Annotated in this window: 14 protein-coding genes; 10 read left to right on the forward strand and 4 right to left on the reverse strand. The window is 73.0% G+C overall.

The features are described 5' to 3' along the window. The first annotated feature begins 38 nt into the window (after positions 1-38). Entirely contained in the window at positions 39-434 is a 396-nt protein-coding gene (locus J3P29_RS09170; RefSeq protein ID WP_210492838.1) for an Rrf2 family transcriptional regulator, read from the forward strand. A 10-nt stretch (positions 435-444) separates the two neighbouring features. Beyond that, positions 445-1,380 carry a cysteine synthase A gene (cysK, locus tag J3P29_RS09175; protein WP_210492840.1) on the forward strand — a complete coding sequence of 312 codons (936 nt, stop codon included), beginning with the start codon at positions 445-447 and terminating at the stop codon, positions 1,378-1,380. A 10-nt stretch (positions 1,381-1,390) separates the two neighbouring features. On the opposite strand, the gene J3P29_RS09180 is transcribed toward cysK, so the two are convergent. Together J3P29_RS09180 and mftR are read right to left on the reverse strand one after the other, a co-directional pair. Beyond that, positions 1,391-2,305 (reverse strand): queuosine salvage family protein, encoded by a 915-nt coding sequence (locus J3P29_RS09180; protein ID WP_210492842.1) that lies wholly within the window; start codon positions 2,303-2,305, stop codon positions 1,391-1,393. A gap of 97 nt (positions 2,306-2,402) precedes the next feature. After that, positions 2,403-3,008 (reverse strand): mycofactocin system transcriptional regulator, encoded by a 606-nt coding sequence (mftR, locus tag J3P29_RS09185; RefSeq protein ID WP_210492845.1) that lies wholly within the window; start codon positions 3,006-3,008, stop codon positions 2,403-2,405. Positions 3,009-3,139: 131 nt separating this feature from the next. Here mftR and mftA point away from each other — a divergent pair, with 131 nt between their 5' ends. From mftA to J3P29_RS09225, 8 genes are all read left to right on the forward strand, one after another. Beyond that, on the forward strand, positions 3,140-3,286 hold the full coding sequence (gene mftA / locus J3P29_RS09190) for a mycofactocin precursor MftA (RefSeq protein WP_210492853.1): 147 nt from the start codon (positions 3,140-3,142) through the stop codon (positions 3,284-3,286). 71 nt (positions 3,287-3,357) lie between these two features. Further along, complete coding sequence (gene mftB / locus J3P29_RS19820; protein ID WP_349239809.1) at positions 3,358-3,648, forward strand: mycofactocin biosynthesis chaperone MftB; 291 nt, start codon at positions 3,358-3,360, stop codon at positions 3,646-3,648. Beyond that, positions 3,645-5,054, forward strand: a complete 1,410-nt coding sequence (gene mftC, locus J3P29_RS09200; RefSeq protein WP_210492858.1) for a mycofactocin radical SAM maturase — start codon at positions 3,645-3,647, stop codon at positions 5,052-5,054. Before mftB ends, mftC begins: the two co-directional genes overlap by 4 nt. A gap of 3 nt (positions 5,055-5,057) precedes the next feature. Then, positions 5,058-6,248 carry a pre-mycofactocin synthase MftD gene (gene mftD / locus J3P29_RS09205; RefSeq protein WP_210492860.1) on the forward strand — a complete coding sequence of 397 codons (1,191 nt, stop codon included), beginning with the start codon at positions 5,058-5,060 and terminating at the stop codon, positions 6,246-6,248. A gap of 7 nt (positions 6,249-6,255) precedes the next feature. Then, on the forward strand, positions 6,256-7,008 hold the full coding sequence (gene mftE / locus J3P29_RS09210) for a mycofactocin biosynthesis peptidyl-dipeptidase MftE (protein WP_210492861.1): 753 nt from the start codon (positions 6,256-6,258) through the stop codon (positions 7,006-7,008). 91 nt (positions 7,009-7,099) lie between these two features. After that, on the forward strand, positions 7,100-8,686 hold the full coding sequence (mftF, locus tag J3P29_RS09215; RefSeq protein ID WP_210492863.1) for a mycofactocin biosynthesis glycosyltransferase MftF: 1,587 nt from the start codon (positions 7,100-7,102) through the stop codon (positions 8,684-8,686). Then, positions 8,683-10,305 (forward strand): GMC oxidoreductase, encoded by a 1,623-nt coding sequence (locus J3P29_RS09220; RefSeq protein ID WP_210492865.1) that lies wholly within the window; start codon positions 8,683-8,685, stop codon positions 10,303-10,305. Before mftF ends, J3P29_RS09220 begins: the two co-directional genes overlap by 4 nt. 340 nt (positions 10,306-10,645) lie before the next feature. Then, positions 10,646-11,350: a hypothetical protein gene (locus J3P29_RS09225; RefSeq protein ID WP_210492868.1), complete on the forward strand. Its 705-nt coding sequence runs from the start codon at positions 10,646-10,648 to the stop codon at positions 11,348-11,350. Between the two features lie 345 nt (positions 11,351-11,695). On the opposite strand, the gene J3P29_RS09230 is transcribed toward J3P29_RS09225, so the two are convergent. Both J3P29_RS09230 and J3P29_RS09235 read right to left on the reverse strand, forming a co-directional pair. Continuing rightward, positions 11,696-12,709 carry a DUF294 nucleotidyltransferase-like domain-containing protein gene (locus J3P29_RS09230; RefSeq protein ID WP_210492869.1) on the reverse strand — a complete coding sequence of 338 codons (1,014 nt, stop codon included), beginning with the start codon at positions 12,707-12,709 and terminating at the stop codon, positions 11,696-11,698. Continuing rightward, positions 12,687-13,352, reverse strand: a complete 666-nt coding sequence (locus J3P29_RS09235; RefSeq protein ID WP_210492872.1) for a hypothetical protein — start codon at positions 13,350-13,352, stop codon at positions 12,687-12,689. Before J3P29_RS09235 ends, J3P29_RS09230 begins: the two co-directional genes overlap by 23 nt. Between the last annotated feature and the right edge of the window lie 574 nt (positions 13,353-13,926).

Here is a 13,926-nt window from a genome sequence, read left to right on the forward strand (position 1 = left end):
CGTCCTCCGGGTCCGCGTCGGCGGACCGCCGCGCACCCATGCTCTCGATCACCGCCAAGTCCCCGTACGCCGTGCAGGCCCTGACCGAGCTCGGTCGGGCCGGGGGCGTGACGACGCCGGTGCCCGTGGCCGAGCTCGCCCGGCGCCGCGACATCCCCGGGCAGTTCCTCGAGCAGCTCTTCGCGACGCTCCGTCGGGCCGGGCTGCTGCGCTCGCAGCGCGGCGTCCACGGCGGCTACGTCCTGACGCGGGACGCGCGCGAGATCACCGTGCTCGAGGTCGTCGAGATGCTCGACGGGCCGCTCGGCCAGGACGCCAGCGGCGTGTTCGCCGAGGCGGCCGCGGCGGTGCGCGAGGTGCTCGGCGGGACGACCATCCAGGACGTCATCGACCGCGAGGCCCGTGAGCAGGGCCAGACGATGTACTGGATCTGAGGCACGGCGGATGGCGAACCACCCCATCACCGACGTCACCGGGCTCGTCGGCCGCACACCGGTCGTCCGCCTGAAGGCGCTCGAGCCCGAGGGCTCCGGCGTCGAGCTGTACGGCAAGATCGAGGCCGGCAACCCCGGCGGGTCCGTGAAGGACCGCGTGGCGCTCGCGATGGTCGAGGCGGCCGAGAAGGAGGGGCGCATCGCCCCCGGCCGCACCACGATCGTGGAGGCGACGAGCGGCAACACCGGCATCGGCCTGGCGTTCGTCGCCGCCGCCCGCGGCTACGAGCTCGTCATCACGCTGCCGCAGGGCATGAGCCGGGAGCGCGAGACGCTGCTGCGGCTGTTCGGCGCCCGCGTCGAGGTCATCGAGTCGATGGGCGGCATGACCGAGGCCGTCGAGGCCGCCCGCAAGCTCGCCGACTCGGACGACGTCTGGATGCCCGACCAGTTCGCCAACCCGGCGAACCCCGCCGCGCACCGCCGGACGACCGGTCCCGAGCTGCTCGAGCAGCTCGACCGCAGGATCGACGTGTTCGTCGCCGGGATCGGCACGGGCGGCACGATCTCGGGCGTCGGCCACGTGCTCAAGCAGCACGACGAGCGCGTGCAGGTCATCGGCGTCGAGCCGGCCTCGTCGGCCGTGCTGTCGGGCAACGCGCCCGGCCCGCACCGCATCCAGGGCATCGGCGCCGGCTTCGTCCCGCCCGTCCTGGATCGCCGCGTCATCGACGAGATCGTCCCCGTCGGCGACGAGGACGCGATCGACACCGCCTGGGCCGTCGCCCGCAAGTGCGGCGTGCTCGTCGGCCTGTCGTGCGGCGCCGCGGTCCACGCCGCCCTGCAGGTCGCCGCTCGCCCCGAGTCGCAGGGCAAGCGGATCGCCGTGATCCTGCCGGACGGCGGCGAGCGCTACGCCAGCCTGCCGTTCTTCCAGCCCCGCTGACGCGCGCGGCCTAGTAGAAGACGGTCCGGCAGCGGTGCCGGGGGTGCGCCTTGATCTCGGGGCGCTGGCCCGTGTGCCACAGCCACCGGTCGAGGTGCCGCGGCGCGACGCCGGAGCGGGCGCTCAGGCGCTCGACGGCGTGCAGCGCCGAGCAGCGCACCTCGTGCTCGGCGCGGTGGAACGGCAGCAGGTGCCCGGCGTCGATCGTCGCCGTGAGCGCGTCGTCGTAGACCAGGACGCCGGCGCAGCGCAGCACGTGCGGGACGAGGTTGTCGGCGAACATCGTCAGCTCGTCGAGGTCGCGCAGCTCGGCCAGGCCCCAGGTGTCGAGGTCGGCGCCGAGGATCTGCGCGCGCTTGTACAGCCCGTGGTCGCGGTAGAACGGCATGCCGGCGACGAGCGCCTCGGCCAGCGTGGCCGCCGACCCGTCCGCGGCGTGGATGACGTCGAGCGCCCGGCGCCGGCCCAGCCAGCGGCCCAGGGCGCGCAGCGCCTCCGCGTACAGCGCGACGAGCGGGTGGCCGGCGGGCTGGTCGAGGGCGACGGCGACGTCGTCGGCGGTCAGCCGGCGCAGCTCGGCCGGCGACCAGGGGCCCCGGCGGCGGGCCTGGTCGGCCAGGCCCCACGCGACGGTCCAGTAGCCGCTCGAGTCGGGGCGCTTGCGCAGCGTCGGGAACCACCCGGAGCCGAAGTTGACCGCGTTGAGGGCCAGCACGTAGTCGGCGACGTCGGCGGGGTCGCCGTCGGCGCTCGTGAAGTGCCGCACCGGGTCGGGCGCGTCCTCCTCGGCGAACCGTCGCGCGGGCTCGAGGTCGATCGCGTCGAGCGCCTCCTCGTCGATCCGAACGTGGCGGGCGGCGGCGACGACCTCGGCCGCGTGCGCGCGGACCCGGTGCGGGAGCGGGGGACGGGCGGGACCGGCCATGCGCGGCAGGCTACCGGGGGCGGGCTGCCGCACCGCCGACGCGCGGGTCAGGGCCGGGCGGGGCAGCGCGACGGGTCCGCCCGGCCGCCGGCAACGCTCAGTCCGGGTCGGGAAACCCCTCGGCCAGGCGGCGGAACCCGTCGTCGAGCAGCGTCAGCAGGTCCCCGCCGTCGGCGATCCAGACGCGGAACGTGCCCGTCGAGACGCCCAGCGCGGCCTGGGCGACGAGCGTCGGCTCCAGGTCGGTCGGCCGGCCGCCGCGCCGGGCCGCCACGAACGCCGCGATCGCGTCGCACCACTCCTGGTGGCGCAGCATGGCGTGGCCCTGCAGCGCCGGGACGGTCGTGATCAGCCGCATCCGCGTCCGCAGCTCGGCCTCGGCGTCCGGGCCGTAGTCGTTGAACTGCACGACGCAGCGCCGCAGGACGGTCATGGTGGGCTCGTCGGCCGGGGCGTCGTCCAGGGACGCGCGGAAGCGGGCGACGTGGGCGGAGAAGTCGCCCCAGACGATGTCGTGCTTCGACGGGAAGTAGCGGAAGAGCGTGCGGCGGCTGATGCCCGCGGCGCGCGCGATCTCGTCGACCGTCGTCTCCTCGTAGCCCTGGCGGTCGAAGAGCGCGAGCGACGCCTGCGTGATGGACAGCGGCGTCGTGGCGCGCGGGCGCCCGACGAGCGGTGGTCCTCCGGCCTGTGTCCGCGCCATCGCCGCCAGCATCGCACGCGGGGTTCCGGCACGCGATGTCGAAAGTTCTGGCATTCGGTGTCGCAACGTGGTAGAAGTGCGCTGGCGCACACAACCCGCCGGCCCGCGCCCCGGCCGTGAGGAGCACAGCGATGGAGCCCGAGGACACCACCAGCACCCCCGCCGCGGCCGAGGACGCCGCGGACACGACCCCCGTCGCCGCCGGCGCGGACGAGCTCGTCGAGCAGGACCTGCTCGTCGAGGACGTCTCCATCGACGGCATGTGCGGGGTGTACTAGCCGTGAGCACGCCGACCATCACGTCCGCCGCGACGGACGCCCCGGGGGCCGAGGACGCCGCGGCGGCCGTGGTGGCCGGACCCGCGTTCGCGTTCGCGCCCGCCGCGCCCTGGGCCCTGAGCCCGCAGGTGGCGCTGCGGCCGGAGCGCTTCGGCGCGCTCGCCTACCACTTCGGCACCCGCCGGCTCTCGTTCCTGAAGAGTCCGCGGCTGCTCGCCGTCGTCGAGGCGCTGGCCGACCACCCGACGGCCGACGCCGCCTGCGCGGCCGTCGGCATCGCCCCGGCCGAGCTGCCCGCGATGCGCACCGCGCTGGGCACCCTGGCCCGCACCGACATGATCGTCCCGAGGACCTCCGCATGAGCACCGTCCTGCCGCCCGCCGTCACGGCCGCGCCCGCCGCGACTCCGGCGCCCCGCCCCGTCGGCCGGCTCGTCGACGAGTTCCAGTCCGGGCTCGACGCTCCCATCTGCCTGACGTGGGAGCTGACGTACGCCTGCAACCTCGCGTGCGTGCACTGCCTGAGCTCGTCCGGCCGCCGCGACCCGCGCGAGCTGTCGACGGCCGAGTGCAAGGCCGTCATCGACGAGCTGCAGCGGATGCAGGTCTTCTACGTGAACATCGGCGGCGGCGAGCCGACGGTGCGCAAGGACTTCTGGGAGCTCGTGGACTACGCGACGGCGCACCAGGTCGGCGTCAAGTTCTCCACGAACGGCTCGCGGATCGACGCCGAGGTCGCGCGGAAGCTGGCGGCCAGCGACTACGTCGACGTGCAGATCTCGCTCGACGGCGCCACGGCCGACGTCAACGACCACGTGCGCGGCCCTGGCTCGTACGACACGGCGATGACGGCGATGGGCCACCTGAAGGACGCCGGCTTCCGTGGCTTCAAGCTCTCCGTCGTCTGCACCCGCCAGAACATCGGCCAGCTCGACGCGTTCAAGGCGATCGCCGACCACTACGGCGCCCAGCTGCGCCTGACCCGCCTGCGCCCGTCGGGCCGCGGGGCGGACACGTGGGACGAGCTGCACCCGCTGCCGCACCAGCAGAAGGAGCTCTACGACTGGCTCGTCGCCCACGGCGAGGACGTCCTGACCGGCGACTCGTTCTTCCACCTGGCGGCCTACGGCGACGCGCTGCCGGGCCTGAACCTGTGCGGCGCCGGCCGCGTCGTCTGCCTGATCGATCCGATCGGCGACGTCTACGCCTGCCCGTTCGCCATCCACGACGAGTTCCTGGCCGGCAACGTGCGCTCCGCCGGGGGCTTCCAGGGCGTCTGGCGCGAGAGCGAGCTGTTCCTGCGGCTGCGCGAGCCGCAGTCCGCAGGCGCGTGCAGCTCGTGCCAGTTCTTCGATGCGTGCCGCGGCGGCTGCATGGCCGCGAAGTTCTTCACCGGCCTGCCGATGGACGGCCCCGACCCCGAGTGCGTGCTCGGTCACGGCGAGGGGCTGCTGCAGCAGCGCGGCGACGCCCTGCTGCCGAAGCCGTCGATGGACCACTCCAAGCGGCTGTCGAAGCGCCAGCTGGCCGCGAAGGCGGCGGCCGAGGCCGCGCCGGCGCTCGACCTGCGCGCGATCGCCCAGATGCCCGACCGCGCGTGCGACGAGAACCCGCTCGCGACGTTCTCGCCCGTCGACCACCTGGCCGCGGCGGCCGGCGAGCCCGACGCGCTGGGCGCGCTGCGCGACGCCGACCGGCCCGCGTCGGGTGGCGCGGGCGACCGGTCCGCGCTCGCCGGCCTGACCGTCCGCCAGGCGCAGGAGGGCTGACCCGTGGCCAGCACGAAGGAGTGGTTCGAGTCCGTCGCCGAGGCGCAGCGCCGCGCGAAGAAGCGCCTGCCCGCCTCGGTCTACGGCGCGCTGATCGCCGGCGCCGAGTCGGGGGCGACGGTGGACGACAACGTCGCGGCGTTCCGCGAGCTCGGGTTCTTCCCGCGCATCGCGACGGGGCTCAACGAGCCGCGCGAGCTGGCGACGACGGTGATGGGGCAGGAGCTGTCCATGCCGGTGCTCGTCTCGCCGACCGGGGTCCAGGCCGTGCACCCCGAGGGCGAGGTCGCCGTCGGCCGCGCCGTCGCCGCGGCCGGGACCGCCGCGGGCCTCTCGTCGTTCGCGTCGAAGGCGATCGAGGAGGTCGTCGCGGTCAACCCGAAGACGTTCTTCCAGGTCTACTGGATGGGCGGCCGGGAGCGGGTCGTCCAGATCATGGAGCGGGCCCGCGCGGCCGGGGCGCCGGGGATCATCCTGACGCTCGACTGGACGTTCGCCCACCGCCGCGACTGGGGCTCGCCCGCGATCCCCGAGCACCTGGACCTGAAGGCGATGACGAGGATGTCGCCCGAGGTGCTCCGCCGGCCGAAGTGGCTGGCGCAGTTCGTCCGCGCGGGCGCGCTGCCCGATCTGACGGCGCCGAACATGACGCCGCCGGGCGGCGAGGCGCCGACGTTCTTCGGCGCGTACGGCGAGTGGATGATGACCGAGAAGCCGTCGTGGGACGACATCGCGTGGATGCGCGCGCAGTGGGACGGCCCGTTCCTGATCAAGGGCGTCACGCACCCCGAGGACGCGCGCCGGGCCGTCGCCGCCGGCGCCACCGCGATCTCGGTGTCCAACCACGGGGGCAACAACCTGGACGGCACGCCGGCGACGATCCGCGCGCTGCCGGCGGTGGTCGACGCGGTCGGCGACGAGGTCGAGGTGCTGCTCGACGGCGGCGTGCGCCGCGGCTCCGACGTCGTGAAGGCCGTGGCGCTCGGCGCCCGCGCGGTGATGCTCGGCCGCGCAGCGCTGTGGGGCCTGGCCGCGAACGGCGAGGCCGGGGTGAGCAACGTCCTCGAGATCATGCGGGCCGGCATCGACGAGACGCTGGTGGGCCTGGGCCGCACGTCGATCCACGACCTGTCGCCGGCTGACGTCGTCGTCCCGGACGGGTTCGTGCGCCGGCCCGTCGCGCAGCCCGCCTGAGCCTGAGGTGACGACGCTCGCCGACACCCGCTGGACCGACCTGTCGGAGGGAAAGGGGCTGCTGCTCGTCGTGCCGGTCGGTGCGACGGAGCAGCACGGCCCGCACCTGCCGATGACGACGGACACCGACATCGCGGTGGCGCTCGCGGCGGCGCTGGACCGCGAGCGCGACGACGTCGTGCTCGCCCCGCCGGTGGCGTTCGGCTCGAGCGGCGAGCACCAGGCGTTCCCCGGCACGCTGTCGATCGGCCGCGAGGCCACCGAGCTGCTGCTCGTCGAGCTGGGGCGGTCGGCGACGGAGACCTTCCGACGCGTGCTGTTCGTCAGCACCCACGGGGGGAACGTCGAGCCCGTGAACGCGGCCGTGCGCCGGCTGCGGGAGGAGGGCCGCGACGTGCGCGCCTGGTCACCGGGCTGGGACGGCGATCTGCACGCCGGGCACGTCGAGACGTCGGTGATGCTCGTCCTGGCGCCCGAGGCGGTGCGCACCGGCAGCGTGGTGCGCGGCGAGACCGCCCCGCTGGACGAGATCCTGCCCCAGATGCGCCGGGAGGGCGTGATCGGGGTGAGCGCGAGCGGCGTGCTCGGCGACGCAACCACCGCGACGGTCGAGGACGGGCGGACGCTCCTGCGGCGGGCGCTGACCGACCTGGCGGAGGCGGTGGAGGCGTGGCTGCGGGCCACGCCGGACGCGGCGGGCGGGGACGCGGGGGAGACGCGCGTGCGGGTGTCCGGGGCGGTGAGCGATGCCGGGCGGTGAGGTACGGGCTGGCGCTTCACCCGCGGCGGCCGGGGCGGCCGCGCCGGCGACGGGGGCCGAGGCCGCGGCCGGGGCCGCGGCGAGCGCGCCGATGTCGTCGGGCCGCGACGTCCCGCTGCCCGAGGGCTTCGGCCTGGTGCTCGACGCGTCGGCGCGCGTGCGGGACGGCGGAAGGACCGTCGAGGGCGGCCACCCGCGGCGGGTGCTGCGGCTGACGAGCGCCGGGGCCGCGGCGGTGCGCGCACTCTGCGCGGGCGTCGGCGCGGGGGACGGGGGGACGCGGGCCGGGGAGCGGTCCGCGCGGGGCGGGGAAGCGGCGGCAGCGGATGGCGACCCGGAGGGCGGCGCCGCGAGTCCGCTCGGCGCGTCCCCGGCCGCCCGCGCGCTCGCCCGGCGGCTCGTCGACGCCGGGGTCGCCCATCCGGTGCCGCCCGCCGCGCGGCCGCGGGACGTGGCCGACGTGACCGTCGTGATCCCGGTGCGCGACCGCCCGGACGAGCTCGCCCGCTGCCTGCGCGCGTTGGGCGGGCACCCGCACGTGACGGTCGTCGACGACGGCTCGCGTGACGCCCCCGCCGTCGCCCGCGTGGCGGCCGCGCACGGCGCGCGGCTGGTCCGCCGCGAGGCATCCGGGGGGCCGGGGGTGGCCCGCAACCACGCGCTGCGGGCGGGCGTGGCCACGTCGCTCGTCGCGTTCCTCGACAGCGACTGCGTCGTCCCGCCGGGTTGGCTCGACGGCCTGGTGGGGCACTTCCGCGACCCCGTCGTCGGCGGGGTCGCGCCGCGCGTGCGGGGCCAGCGCGACGGCGACGCGACCATCGAGCGCTGGGCCGCGGCGCGCTCGCCGCTCGACCTGGGGCCCCGGCCGGCGCGCGTCGCGCCCGGCACGCGCGTCTCGTACGTCCCCACCGCGGCGCTGGTCGTCCGCCGGTCGGCGCTGGGCGACGGCTTCGACGAGGCGCTGCGCTACGGCGAGGACGTCAACCTGGTCTGGCGGCTGCACGACGCCGGCTGGGCGCTCCGGTACGAGCCGTCCGTCGTCGTCGACCACCGCGAGCCGGCGCGCTGGGCCGCGTTCCTCGGGCGCCGCTTTCGGTACGGCTCGTCCGCGGGGCCGTTGGCGCGCCGGCACCCGGGGCGGCTGGCGCCCGTCGTCCTCAGCCCGTGGCCGACGGTCACGGCGGCGCTGCTCGTCGCGCGTCGTCCCCGGGCGGCGGCCGCGGTGGGCCTGGTCGACGGCGTGCGGACCGCCCGTCGCCTGCGTCCGCTCGGGTTGTCGGGCGCGGCCGCGGCCGGGGCGGTGGCGAGGACGACGCTGCAGACGCTCGACGGTCTGGCCCGCGCCGGCACGATGCTCGCCCCGGCGCCCCTGCTCGCCGTCGCGACCGCCCGCTCGCGGCTGCGCGCGCCGCTCCTGGCGCTGACCCTCGGAGCGCCGCTCGCTGCCTGGGGCCGGGCGCGGGCGGCGGGACGCACCGCGGGCCTCGGTCCGGTGCGGTGGACCGCGGCGAGCCTGGCGGACGACGCCGCCTACGGGGCCGGCGTGTGGGCGGGCGCCGTCCGGGCGCGGGCACCGCAGGCGCTGCTGCCCGCCCTCGGCCGGCCGGCCGGGCGGACGGCCCCCGCGTCGCCGGCGCTCGGCGGAGCGCCGAAGCCTCCTGCCGGCGGCGCGGCATGACGCCCCCGCTCGCCGCCGCGTACGACGTGATCGTCGTCGGCGCGGGATCGGCCGGCTGCGTCCTCGCCGCGCGACTGGCGGAGGAGTCGGACCGCACCGTGCTGCTGCTCGAGGCCGGCCCCGTGGCGGCCGACGAGGCGAGCTACCCCGCGGTGCTGCGCGACGAGCGCACGTTCCCGCAGGACCACCTGTGGCGCTACGACGGATTTCACGCGCCGGGCGAGTCGGCCGCGAGCATCGTCCGCGGGCGCGTGCTCGGCGGCTCGGGCGCGGTCAACGGGATGATCTGGCAGCGCGGGCTGCCCGAGGACTACGACGGCTGGGGCATGCCGGGCTGGACGGCGGCCGACATGGGACGGGCCTTCGACCGGCTGGAGGACGACCGCGACCGGGCGGCCGCGGAGCGCGCAGGCGCGGCCGAGGAGCGTGCCGGTCGCGTCGGCGCGGGTGCGGGCGTGTCCGAAGGCGCGGTCCGCACGGGGCTGACGCGTGGTCCGGTGCCGATCCGTCGCCACGGCCGGCATGAGTGGGCGCCGGCGCACGCCGCCTTTCACGACGCGCTGCGCGATCTCGGCGCACCGGCGAACCCGGACCTGGCCCGCGCCGAGCACCAGGGCGTCGGCCCGTACGCGCGCAACGCCAGCGACGGGCGGCGGATGGGCGCCGCGCTCACGCACCTGCTGCCGGCGCTCGGGCGCCCGAACCTGACCGTGCGCGGGGGCGCGACCGTGCGCCGCGTGGCGTTCGCGGGCACCCGCGCCGTCGGGGTCGACGTCGAGCTGGACGGGCGGGTCGAGCGGATCGGGGCGGGCGAGATCGTCCTGTGCGCCGGCGCGATCGAGACCCCGCAGCTGCTCGTCCACTCCGGCGTCGGCCCGGCGGAGACCGTGACGCGGCTGGGTGTCGCCCCGGCCGCCGACCTGCCGGGCGTGGGCCAGAGCCTGACGGACCACCCGTCGATCGTCGTCGCCGTGCGCTTCCACGAACACATCCGCCACTGGGACCTGCGCTGCCTCGTCGGCCTCGTCTCGACCTCGTCGCTCGCCGCCGCGGCGGGCGCCCGCAGCGACGTGCAGACCCTGGTGATGTCGGGCCCGTACGTCGGCACGAACGGCGGCCACGCCCCGCTCGCGCCCGACCCGGACCGCGTCGACTGCGTGCTGAACCCGATCCTCTACGCGCCGGAGAGCGTCGGCCGGGTCGAGGTCGCCTCCGCCGACCCGCGCGCCCGGCCGCGGATCCACTACGACTACCTGCGCTCGGACGCCGACCGCGCCCGGCTGCGCGAGGCGCTGCGCCAGACGGCCCGCGTGCTCGACCACCCGGCGTTCGCGGACCTGATCGACGACCGCGCGGGCGCCCCCGACGAGCGAACGTTGGACGACGACGCGCTCCTCGACGCGTGGATGCGCCCGGCGCTGCGCAGCACGCTGCACGGCTGCGGCACCTGCCGGATGGGTCCGGACGACGACGCGCTGGCCGTGGTCGACCGCCGCTGCCGCGTGCGTGGCGTCGAGGGCCTGTCGGTCGTCGACCTGTCCGTCGTGCCGCGCGCGCCGACGGCGCCGACGAACGCGACGGCGATGGCGGTGGCGGAGCGGGTGGCTTCAGCTAGGTGAGAAAGCGGGCCCCGCGGGGACGCGTCTATCGGCGGGAGGCCGGGATGCGCTTCCCGATGCGTCGAACTACGCCCACGACTCGCGGTCACACGCCAGCTCCCGTGGTTCCTTGTCATTGCTTGGGGCCCTTCCTGCTTCGTGAAGCTCTTTGTTGGCGCCGAGGCTTAACGGCTTCGGACTACGTGGTTGGCCTGGCGTAGCGTCACTCGTGCCGAACTGCTGTCGCGGGCCGTCCACCCGGACGGCGACGCGGGTAGACCCGCCACCCCATGTGGCGAACGCCGCCGGCCTCAGTCTCCAGCATTTGCGAATCTTGAGCGTTTGCGGCACAGTTGACGACGTGATCGGTCTGTCAAACGATGACGTCCGAACGATCGGCTCGGTAGCAACGACAGTGGGCGTGATCGCGGCTCTGTTCGGAACGAATCTCCGGGCGAAACTGCGACAACCCAAGCTAACTCTGCTCTACCACGGGCTCGAGACCGGCCCCTACTGGGACCACATTGAGTTGGCCGCGGATGACGGGACGGTTGAAGGCGCTCGGCCTCGGCGCTTCTGGCTGAGGCTTAGGGTCTACAACGCTCCGGGCCGAGACACGGCAGAGAATGTCCAGGTTCTCGTCACGTCGTATAGAGCAAGCAACCGGCTCGGACTAGACCCCCGTCCGCTGGTGTGGTCCGGATTGGCGGAGCGCGACGTCAAGGCTGACGAGGTGTCAAAGCCGCCCATCACGGCGATCGATCTTCCGTCCGACGTTTACCGGCATGTCGACCTTATCCGCATAGATGGGGCTACCGACGAAGTCACCGGCCGGTTGTGCGTCTACCCAAGACCGCGGGCGAAGGCTGACGACTTGTCGGATCGGGCGGTTCACGTGACCTTTGCGGTGACGGCGAAGAACATCGACGCGCTCCACTACGAAGCGACCATCGAATTCGACAATCTTCGCGGGACGGCCCGCTTGGTGGATGGTCTGCGCGGACCCTTGAGAACCTCTCTAGCGGATCGCGCGGCGCGAAGGATAGGCCGTCGGCGCCCTATTTAAGCCGTCCGCCGCGGTCTGTACTCAGCGGCTGCGAGAGCAAATTGCCGCAATCGACAATGCGGTCCGCTAGCTGTGGAGCCGCCGAGGGCGCCGTCAACCGGCGAATATTCCAGCACGTCGTGTGCGCATATCACACGAGCATTTCACTTACGCGTTGGTACGGAAGGGGTGATGTCGCTGCCAGTGTCTCGTCGAGACGCGAGCACGTTGTTGTGAAAGTTGAGCGTCTCGGGTGGGAACTAGTCGACTGCTGGAAAAAGGTCGGGGCGTCATATTCACGTCATGGCGCCGGTGACGGCGTTCGCGCGCCGTCCGGGGCCGTCGTCGTGGGCAAACAGCGGTACCCTAGAAGATGCCATACTCGCGGGTGACTCGGCCAAAAGTTTCCGTTTCAAACAGGAGCGCGGTCAGACTGGCCTGAATTTCCTTTCCTAGCGCCCGGGCCTCAGCGAATGCCTCGGATCTCCCGACATGTGCGCGTTGCAGGGACTTCAGTTCGGCCCGAGCGTTCCCGTCATCAATGAGGCCCAGGAACTGGTCGTAGGCGGCGAGACACCGAGCACCAGCATCGATCGCATCCGCCGTCAAAAAGGCGTAGGCAATTCTGTCGACCGAAACTGCACTCAATTGGTCGGAAAGAAACAAGTACTGATCCTGCGCCGCCAACTGATGGCAGAGAAGAGCTGGGAGGAGTCCCGATGCGAAGAGCATCTTCCGTGAGTTGCGGAGCTTTGCATTTCGCAGCCCCCAGCCGAGCCCCGACTCGTTCTCTTTGCCGGCAAAGTCGACGCAAATCGTCCTCCAGTAGCGAACCAGGTCGTTCAGGAGGAATCGCGGCACTCCAAAGTCGCGGGCGGTGACGCCGAGATACCGTTTCAGTAGCTGAGCTCTCAGCTCGTTCCGGGCCTCGCGATTTGTTAGTGCCACGGACTCGAGAAGGATTAGGATTCTCCGCGTCAGGTTAGTATTGCTATCGGCGTCTAGCCCGATCCGACGAAGCACGTCTTGCCCGCGGGCCCAGGTGCCGAATACGCCCTGACTTCCCGGGGGATCGAGGCCGTGGTCCCGAAACCCACGAGAGATCGCGTCAACGGAGCTCTGGAGGTCTTCCTCGGGCGCACGCTCGTCTCCCAAGACGAGCAGCCAGTCCGCGTCACTGTTGTCCAGGAGTTCCGCACGGCCCCAGGAGCCCATGAGCAGTAGCGCGCTGTCGGCGGGCATGTGGACAGCGCCCAAGGCTTCCATACACGCGGGCAGGGCATCGTAAGTCTTCAGGCGTGCCTTCGCGATGTGCGCGAGTTCGATGTTCGCGCGTCGCTCCAGTTCCTGAAGCGAGTCACGCGGCGACGAGATCGTCACGCCGCACCGCCTCGAGAATCCACGGCACATCAATGCATCGACGGAGCACCGGTTCGAAAGCCGCTTCGTCCGTGGGTGTCAGGGCGACGTGTCCTCCGCGCGTGGAGAGGGAACTCACATGCACGTGGCTGAGGCGTACGCGAAACGCGTCGAGGAGTTCATGTGCCAATCCCATCGAGGGATCGAGGGAATAGGCATGGGCCAGATCGAGACAGAACTTAGCCTTCGGGAATGCCGCATAGATGGTGAGCAAGTCATCGGTCGTCGTGCCAAACGGTTTCCGAGAGTCCATGTTCTCTACCACCAGGCGGCGCCCAAGTACGCCAAAGGCTCGCGTGTGCTGTAGTGTGTCGGGGTGTAGTACGATTGCGTCCACCCACCGAGGAAGATCGACCAGGGCTTTGGCTAGATCAGTGGGAGACGACGACACGCGCTTGGTCGGAGCGTGCACACTTACGAAGCGGAAGGATTGACCCTGCCGCTGCAGAAAGGCCGAAAGCCCATGGAGCTCGTCTCCGCCGAGTGCCGCAAACTCGATCGCGGCACTCGAGAAAGAACGGCATCGTCTCGTCAGCCGCGTCCAGTCTCCGCGGTCCTCGGCGATCGCCCCAGTGGAGATTCCAAGCTTGAGGTGATTCGCCACGGTGATTCCCCCGGACGCGATCCGTGCGGGCTCTAGAACGGTCGACACATGACGAACATACGGCCTTGGGCGGACGTACACGCGCGCCGTGACTATTGTGGGCGAGAGTGACGTGAGAGCGCGAGTTGACGCCGTCCGGTTGGACAGGCCGTTCCAACCGGCCTGGCCGCACGTCGCCCGGTGAGCGAGAACCGGGGGCACCAGCGGTGCGCCATCGCTCGCCCCTAGACCGGATCTGACCCTATGCAAGGAACTTCAGCCCGCACCCCGGGCGTCCGCTACGCCGCGCCGCCGGGCTACAGTTTTGCTCGCATAGTGAGAAGTTCGTCCGCTGCCGCAGGGCCGTGGCCTTACCAGCCGTCACGCCGTCTCGAACGAGATCGCCCTGGAGAGCTCTGACGTCGTAGAACCCGGCCTCGCACAGCGACGCCTCGTCGTTCTGAGGCGTGAGGACGGTCGGGCGTGCGGCCGTCGTCGCGACCGCGTGCGGGCGCAGCACACCGGGGCGCCGCCGAACGGGCCGACGGTGCGTCGTCGAAGTGGCGCTCGTGCAAGGTGCGGGACTCCGTCGGCA

The sequence above is a fragment of the Patulibacter sp. SYSU D01012 genome (assembly GCF_017916475.1).
In the GTDB taxonomy this organism is placed as follows: Bacteria; Actinomycetota; Thermoleophilia; order Solirubrobacterales; family Solirubrobacteraceae; genus Patulibacter.

What these genes read in the sequence shown, in the direction of transcription:
- J3P29_RS09220 (WP_210492865.1), top strand. Translation starts at nt 8,683, where the DNA reads ATGACGCCCCCGCTCGCCGCCGCGTACGACGTGATCGTCGTCGGCGCG.
- cysK (WP_210492840.1), top strand. Translation starts at nt 445, where the DNA reads ATGGCGAACCACCCCATCACCGACGTCACCGGGCTCGTCGGCCGCACA.
- mftR (WP_210492845.1), bottom strand. Translation starts at nt 3,008, where the DNA reads ATGGCGCGGACACAGGCCGGAGGACCACCGCTCGTCGGGCGCCCGCGC.
- J3P29_RS09170 (WP_210492838.1), top strand. Translation starts at nt 39, where the DNA reads ATGCTCTCGATCACCGCCAAGTCCCCGTACGCCGTGCAGGCCCTGACC.
- mftA (WP_210492853.1), top strand. Translation starts at nt 3,140, where the DNA reads ATGGAGCCCGAGGACACCACCAGCACCCCCGCCGCGGCCGAGGACGCC.
- J3P29_RS09180 (WP_210492842.1), bottom strand. Translation starts at nt 2,305, where the DNA reads ATGGCCGGTCCCGCCCGTCCCCCGCTCCCGCACCGGGTCCGCGCGCAC.
- mftF (WP_210492863.1), top strand. Translation starts at nt 7,100, where the DNA reads ATGTCGTCGGGCCGCGACGTCCCGCTGCCCGAGGGCTTCGGCCTGGTG.
- mftC (WP_210492858.1), top strand. Translation starts at nt 3,645, where the DNA reads ATGAGCACCGTCCTGCCGCCCGCCGTCACGGCCGCGCCCGCCGCGACT.